Here is an 8,741-nt window from a genome sequence, read left to right on the forward strand (position 1 = left end):
ACGACGGAGTTGGGCAGGTCGTCCACGTCGACGCCGGTCGGGTCGTCGTCGTTGTTCTCCTCGTAGATGACCTGGAAGCCGCCGATCTCGTCCCACTTAGCGTAGAGAGTAAGCGTATTAGTCTCATCGTTGCCACCGAGGAGCTTGACAAGCTGGCCATAGGTCTCCCCCGCGGTCACCTGGTGAGACCAGGTTACATTGTCCGTGAACCAACCAATGAAGTTGAAGCCAGCCTTGCGCGGGGTGGTCGGGTTCTTATATGCAGCGTCGTAGACGGTGTCAAGGTTTGCGGTATCCCACTTAACAACCGGCACCGTAGAGGACTCGGGCAGGTCAACGACGGCATTTCCGCCGTCCTCATCATAGATGACGCTGTAGGGCGTACCAGAGCTGTCCTGGGACTTTGCGCCCCAGATTGCGTAAAGGGTGATAACGTCTCCGTCGGTCGAGGTGAAGTCGGGATTAATGGCCTGCATGTCAGCATAGGCGGTGCCAAGGCCGGAAGGAATGACGTTCCAGGCGATGAAGTTATAGCCCTCTCGAGAGTACGCGTTGGGAGTAAGGCTGTCGCCCGCGGCACCATAGGTGACGCTCTGGTCAGTCATAGAACCGGTCGCGGGATCAGCGGTCGGGTAGGTCGCGTCGTTGGCATCAAACTTTATCGTGTAAGTAATGCCCACCCAGTTGGCGTAGAGCTTCAGAATCTTGGCAGCCCCCTGGCCGTCGGTGTAAGCGGTCGAGTAGACCGTGGCAGGAGTAATGGCAATCATCGTGCCGTCGGCCTTCTGGTACGCCCAACCGTCGACTTTGTAGCCGGTCCTGCTGGCAGGCGCAGAGAAGATCGAGGTGCCGAGGCCAGTCGTACTCCAGGCGACGCCAGTACGGTCCGAAGCGATCTTATTGAGGGTGGCGGGATCATCGTAGTACTCGATAGCGTAATCGCCGGCCTCGTCCCACTTGGCGTACAGCGTAACCTTGGTGACCGTATCGCTACCCGCAAGGGCGCCATACGTGCTGCCGGGCGTGACAGGCTGGGCCCAGACGCCGTTGTCAAGGAACCAGCCGCCGAAGTTGTAGCCCGCACGAGTCGGGTTGCCGGAGGTGGAATCGGCCCTCGTGGTGTTCGTGAAGCCGGAATCGTGCCACTTCACGTTGGTGAGGTCGATGACATCGATGCCAGCAGCATCGTCGTCGTTATTCTCCTCGTAGACGACCTCGAAGCCATCCTTGACGGCCCACGTGCCCGTAACCGTGAGGTTCATTGCGGGCATAGAGAACGTGCCGTCGGCCGCAACGGTGGTGGGAGTCGTGCCATCGCTCGTGGTCCACCCGACGAAGGTGTAGCCAGGGTAGGAGTTCTCAAATCCGGTGGGCACCGTTTGAACGATTCCGTAAGCAACGGTAGTCGTTGCGGGAAGGACGGAAGTGGCACCGGAGGGAACATCAGCTGCGAATGCATACGTGAGAGTGAAGATGTTGCGCGTGTAGAAGAGACGCAGGACAGCCGATCCATCCGCAAGGATGGTGGTACTCAGCACATTGCCTGCGTTCGGAGAATCGAACGTGAAGCCTGTAATGGAAGGCGCTGGCGAGGGAGCGTTTACAGTCGTACCAGTCGTCCCCGTGAGGATCTCATCCGCCTTGTAGGTCGTGTTGTGAGAGAACGTAGAGTTGGTCGCGTCATCGGCAAGCCAGTACTCGACGGTGTAATTGGTATTGGCATCGGCGACGAACACCGCAGTGTAGGTAACCGCGTCATAGAAGCCGCTACCGTTCTTCTGGGGTGTAAGGGTCTCGCCATTCGCGCCAGAGATCCAGGCCGGGTCGGTAATAGTGTTGCCAGACGCATCCTCCCAGTGATCGAACTTATAGCCGGTGTTGGCGGTTGCCGTCGAGCCAGCGGGTGCCGCGGATTCGGTGCTGAGGCTATCGGAGGTCCTCGAGACGCCGCCGTAGGAGCTGGGATTGGCAACGTAATTTATCACGAGGCCCGCATAGTCCCAGACCGGGTAGAGCTTGGTGTTCGCCGCAGGCATCACGAAACCAGTGTCACTCTCGGGCCAGAAGTCGGAACCGTCAGTGGTCCAGCCCTTCAGTGTGTAGCCCGCGCGAGTGATGGCACCGGTGCCCAAAAGGGTAACGGTAGTGCCGGCCTTGTGATTCTCGATCACGTTGCCGGAGGTGACGGTCACGCCACTCCCCCACACCGCGACAGGCGAGAACTCGTTGCCGTCAGTGCCGACGTGCATGAAGGTAAGGTCGTAGGGCTTGCCCTCCCACATTGCGGTGAGGGTATAGTTAGTGTCGACGGCGGTGGGCAGAGTCTCCTGCGTAATGCCGTTGGCGGAGTCGTTATAGGTGTAGTGCTTGTTGCCAGACCCATCCTCCCACATCCAGCCAAGGAAGACGTAGCCCGTCTGGCCGGCGGGATCGCTTGTCAGAGAGTCAACCTCACCGTTATAGCCAGGCCAGACCGCATTGAACGCAAGGTTTGCGAACTCGGTACGTCCAGCGACGTGGGCAGTGAATGTTCCGACGCTACCAGGCAGGTAGGAGACGGTAAAGCTGTGAGCCCAAATCGCAGTGAAGGTTGTGTTGCCGAGAATTGCAATGTCCTGAGGCCTCTTGGTAGAACCGTTAGCGTCGATTACACCATCGCCGTCGGTATCCATGTCATAGTCCCAGCCGACCAGGTAATAACCAGTGGACGGGGTCGCGGAGACGTTGGCCATAGACGGATTGCCGTTGTAATCGACATTCTGAGTCGTACCGGTGCCAGTGACAAGCCCCTTGCTGGTATCACCGGAGATAAAGTTGACCACATAGCTTTCCTTGACCCAGTTTCCGGAGATAGTCACGTCGGAATCCGGCATCGCAAACGTATGGTCAGCGGCAACCGTAATAGTACTACCAGACGCATCCGTCACGTTCCACCCGTTGAACGTGTAGTGAGAAAGTGTAGGAGCGGGATCGGAGACGGTAAAGGTGTCGCCGTACAGGACGCCATTGATTACAGCCGGGCTCGGAAGCGCAGGAGCTCCAGATACGCTGTTGTTGTACTGGTAGGTCACCTTGTGGGCGTTGCGCGTATAGAAGGCCTTGAGCACGAGGGTGGGGTTGCCGCCGCTGTCAACGCCGACGACGCCTGTGTAGACCGTACCCGTAACACTCGGGTTGTAGGTAAAGCCAGTGTAGGACTTAGGAATGATGCTGGAGATGGCAGTGCCCTCAGTGGCGGAAATCGTGTCCACGTCATCGGGGGTCGTGCCGTAGCTTCCGTCAAGGGCCTGCTTATAGTGCTCGACCGTGTATGTCGTTGCGGAAAGGTCCGCGAACTTTGCAATGTAGGTCCTCGCGACCCATGCGCCGCTCTCAGCCTGGGGCGTAAGCTTGTTGCTCGCGTCAACCCAAGCTGCGTTGACCGCGTGCTCGCCAGAATCGTCATTGTAGACCCACCCGATGAACTTGTAGCCGCTATTGGCCGTGGGGGTGGAGCCAGTAATGGTCGAGCCATCACTGTGTAGGCCCGTGAGGGCGTTAACGGTCTCGGTGGTCGCGTACACGGAGCCGTACCCAAAGGGATCCGCAATGTAGTTGATGGTGACAGAGGCCACATTCCAGATTGCCTTGAGGATCCTCTTGGCAGTCGAAGAGGCAGCGGGGTCACCGGCAATCTGGCCGTAGGAGGGGTCGTTAGTGCCGTAGATCGCAGTGGCCGTGGCGCCACCATCGGGCGTGTACTCCCAGCCACCAAACGTGTAGCCGTTGCGGACAGGGTCAACAGAGGGGATAAGCCCCTTCTGAGTCCACGCAACACCCGTCTTGTCGGAATAATTCCCCCCACTGCCTGCGGTGCCACCGTTGAGGTCATACCCCACGGAGTAGAACGTGTTCTCGCGGAAGTACAGCTTCAGGGGAACCGTAGACCCACTGACGATCGTAACGGAGAGGACGTTGTTGGTGTCAGAGGCATCGAAGTGGTAGCCGGGGATGCTCTCGGTGCGATAGTCGATGTTCTCGGGGTTCGGAGTGGCATTAGTAGCATCCACGACGGTACCAGCGGCTGCCGAAACGGGGGTCGACTGGTGATGCATGGAAGTAACCGTACCGTCAGCGCTCACGATGAAGTACTGAACGTTGTACTTACCATCCTGGGCCCAAATTGCCTTGATTGTGGCATAGGAGACGCTGGAGTCGTTGCCCGCGATGGTGGAGAAGGGCGTTGCGGAGGTTGCCTCATTGGAGGTCAGCGTAACGTGGTCGGGACCATAGTAAACCCACTTGACAAAGGTGTACCCGGTCTTCGTGGGAGTGACGGTCAGGTTAGTATCCCCCCACTTGACGCCGGTCTTATCAGCAATGGGGTTACCTCCGTCGGTGTCGTACTTGACGACATAGGTGTTCTCGATGTAGTGGGCGTAGAGCGTAACGGTCATAACCGAGTCGCTCGCAGCAAGAGAGCTGTAGGCATCTCCGCTGCTCACTTTGTTGGGCGCAGAGAAGTCCGTCTCGCTCTTGTACCAGCCGTCGAAGGTGTAGCCGTCCTTGACCGGATTCTCGCTGGGAAGAAGACCGGTCTGGGTCCAGGTGACAGGATTCTTGTCATCGAAGGCATTCGCGTTGCCGGTAGGAGAAACGCCTCCCTCGGTGTTGTAGCGAACGGTGTACCCAGTCTTCTCGACCCACTTCGCATACAGGGTGAGCGAGTTGGCCGTCTTGGTGGAGACGTTGGGCCTCTCGTAGACCTCATTGAACTTCATCGTGGAAGTCACATCGGTGCCAGACGTGAAATCAGAGGTCCAGTACCAACCGGCCAGCGTGTAGCCAGCCTTGGTGGAAACGCCGGTGGGAAGAATGTTGGCCGCATCGTAGGTGAGGCCAGTGCGGTCGCTAACCGCAGAACCACCAAGCTCGTCATAAAGGACGGTGTACCCAGACGCCGCCTTGTAAATCGCCTTAAACGTCGCGTTGTCGTAAATCGTGATGGTAGTCGGGAATGCAACGTTATAGCTCGTCCCCGTCAGGGTATTGCCGGTCGCATCCTTGTAGTTGTACTCCCAGCCGTCGAGCACATATCCGGGGTTACCAGAGGCGGAAGTACCAGCAGGGTTCGAACCGTATGCAACGTTCTCCGTCGTTATGCCGGTGATACTTCCGTTGGCATCCGAGGTGTAGGTGACGGTGTACTGAATGGGCTCAAAGACTGCGTAGTACGTCTCGGCATCGTAGATGCCGCTACTCCCAACCTGCGGGGTAAGGGTTCCGTCGGTAGCAACCCACGCGGCAGGAACGCTGGCCCCGGAAGCCGAGCCAACCTTCCAGCCAACCAGGGTGTAGCCCGTTGAGGGGATAGCCTGAGAACCGCTAATTCCGGTGCCATCGTTGTGCGTTCCGGAGGCAGACTTGACGCTCTCGGTCGAAACGGTGACGGTGCCACCCGCAGTCGGAGACGCAGCGTAGTTGATGGTCACGTACGCCTCGTCCCAAACGGGGTAGAGAACCGAAGCGGCCGCAGGCATGTTGATGTTCGATCCCGCGTTGTAAACGGTGGGATCGCCCGCGAACTTCCAGCCCCTGAGGGTGTAGCCGTCACGGGTGATGCCGGAGGACTTGAGGGTGAAGCTCTCCCCCGCCGCGTGAGACTCGTTAGGATCAGGAACACCAGCGCCCCAAGTGGCAGCCGGAGAGAAATCCGTGCCATCCTCCTGCGTATGGACATAGGTGAGAGTGAACCTTATAAGCTTCCACTGGGCAACGAAGGTCGTGGATCCGCCCAGGGCCGAGACAGGATCGGGGCTGACGGGCCTAGTCTTCTGAGTAGTACCCGTCTCACCAGCGTAGTCGGCATACGAAGCACCGCCCTCGGTCCACTTCCAGCCCACGAACTCGTAGCCGGGCCTGGCCTTGGGGAAGCCCCCGTCAAGAAGGCTGGTCGGGAATGCAGGGATAGGATCGGAAAGGGTGAGGCCGGTAGTGGACGCGTCGGAGAGACTCCAGTCTCCGCCGACACCCGGGTCGTAGGCGATTGTCATCGTCGTACCCCACTGAGCGGTGAACAATGTCTTGCCGAGGATGGTCACGGACATGGGGTTAGCCGTGGCCACACCGGTGACATCGTACACGCCGTCGCCATCCGTATCCATATCGCAAGTCCAACCGATGAAGTACCAGTTCGCTGTATCCTTCTCGGCAACGGTAACGACGTCGGTGGGCGTGCTGTTGTACGCAATGCCGGTCTTGGTAATGGTTGCGTTGCTCGTATCGGTGCCATTGTCCTTAATGGTTCCCTTTGCAGCATCGGTGGTGTCATAGGTGACATCGAAGGTGTCGTACGACCAATCGCCGATGAGCCTCACGTCATAACCCGGCATGGTGAACGTCTTGTTCTTGATGTCCGAACCGGTAAGCGTGAGCGTCCTCACGCTGCCGTCGTTGTACGTTGCGGTCCAGCCGTTGAACTTATAACCGTAGTACGTGCCGGGGTCAGGAGTGGTAACCGTATCGCCGGCGTGAGCCGTGACAGGACTCGTCGGGAACGTGATGGTACCAGGAACATTTCCGGTCCAGTTATAAACGATATTCAGAGAATTGAACTTGAAGTAGAGCTTGAGGACATTGGGTCCAGTCGCATTGACCGTGATGGAGGCATCTCCAAGAACGGAAGGAGCAACGTAAGAGTAACCGGGAATCACCGTAATAGTGTAGTTGTTTCCATTCGCATTAGTCGGAGTAACGACATCACCCATGGTCGCGTTGTTCACGGTGACGGTGCGAGCCGTGTCCTTGCTGTAGTTAGAAGCAATCGTACTGTCGGTCGAGCCGGAATTCTCGAGGTAGAACTCAATGGTATACGTGAGGTCAGAACGAGGAGTCACCCAGAGGTAGTAAGTTGCCGCGTCGTACACCCCGGCGTTGGGCAGCGGCGTGATCTTGTGGGAGGTGCCATTGACGAAGGAGTTGGACACTGCATTCATGCCAGCGCCATCCGTCGTCCACTTGTCAAACACATATCCCGTCGGGATGACGACTTCGGCGCCATAGATTGACGTGTCATCGGTATGCTTGCCGCTGACAGAGCCGACAGATTCGGACTTGGAAGTACCAGAAGCACCGTTGACCTTGACCTCGAGGCCCGTAACCGCGCTGCCGGCAGCATAGTTGATGGTGACCATGTTCTCTTGCCAGATGGCGTACACGGTGACGTAACCGGTGTGAGACGAATCGTTGTTGAAGAAGCTGTCGATGGCGCTGTAGACGGTCGAGGCATTGACCGTCATGCCAGAGCCATCCTTACTCGTGTTCCAAGACTGGAACGAGTAGTTGCCGCGCGTGGGGTTGGAGTTGGCAGTATTGTTGGCCGCGCCGGGGGTGAATGCGGTGGAGCCCCAGCTGAGACCAGACTTCGAAGAGTCGCCAGATCCACCGTTCTTATCGAAGTAGACCATGTAATCGTTGCGCGCGGTCCACTTTGCGTAGAGGTTAACGACGCCGTCGGAAGTGGCGGGAACGACGAAGGACGCCCCGTCGGGGATAACGGTCCCCGTGCCGTTGGACGCAGTGGTCCAGCCCGCGAAATTGTATCCGTTACGAGAGAAAGCGTTTGCAGTCAGAGCGGGAACAGTCTCACCCGTCTTATACCCAGTGAGATTACCCATGGTACCGGTAGCGTCAGATGCGACCTTGTTAAAGACGATGGTCGCAGCCTTGCCGTTCCAGACCGCGATGAACTGAACATTAGAGGTAACGGGGCCGAAGGACGCGCCGCCCGAATAGGTGGTACTGCCATCCGACCAGCCGCCAAAGTCATATCCAGTACGAGCGAATCCCGTGCCGGCGTCGAGGGTAACGTTAGAGCCATCAACGACGGTAGTGGAAGCAGGATTTGCCCCTGAATCCGCACCGCTCGTGTTATAGGAGATGGTATAGGAGGCCTTGGCAGACCACTGCGCATACACGGTGACCGAATCCGCGTCGGCAGCACCATTGGCCGCCACAAGCTGATCATAGGTCTGCGAACCAGAGATCGCAAGGCCCGTGCCATCGGCCTTCGTATTGTACCCGGTGAAATTGAACCCAGAACGGGTGGGTGCGCCAGCCGGGGCCGTCGCAGGAACGACGGACGTGAAAGAGAGCCCGTTCAGATCGGAGGTGTTAGAACCGCCGAAGGTGCCGCCGCTGCCGGCGTCATACGTCACCTTGTAATCGTTCCTTGCGGTCCAAACAGCGTAAAGGTCAAGATTGCTAGTAAGCGTAACGGTCGCACCGTTGCCATAAGCGACGCTACCTCCAGCGGTGGTAGACCATCCAGTGAATGCGTAACCAGGATTGGTGAAAGCATTCGAGTTGAGAGCAGCTGCGGTGTTATAGGGTACGGTCTGAGCCGCCATGGTACCCGAGCCGCCGTTTGCGTGGAACGTAACGGTAAGATCAGCCGTGGCGCTGTTGGTCGCGTTCATGATGATGAAGGTCCAGTCCTTGTGCGTGTGGGAGTTCTTGGTGCCGAGCAGGTCCATGATCGACGCGGTCGCGCCGGGGGCGAGCGAGAGCGTGCCCGCCAGGGGCTTCGTGTCGGAGTCGTAGACCACGCCGACGGTGTCCGTCTGCGAGGCGCCGAGCACGTAGCGCCAGTCACCAGAGAAGCCGGACGGAATCGCGGGGGCGGTGGTCGTGCTGTCGGGCTCGACTCCGGGGTCGGTCTTAATGAAGCCCGCGGACCTGTTGGACTGGTAGTAGACGCCGAC

At 58.4% G+C, this 8,741-nt stretch carries 1 protein-coding gene; it reads right to left on the reverse strand.

What is annotated here, in order from left to right; all coding sequences use genetic code 11:
- Window positions 1-8,741 (reverse strand): InlB B-repeat-containing protein (locus B5D13_RS08565; protein ID WP_078687888.1); only part of this gene is annotated, 8,741 nt, incomplete at both ends.

Origin of the sequence: Olsenella sp. KH1P3 (assembly GCF_900167315.1) — a bacterium.
GTDB lineage: Bacteria > Actinomycetota > Coriobacteriia > Coriobacteriales > Atopobiaceae > Olsenella_J > Olsenella_J umbonata_A.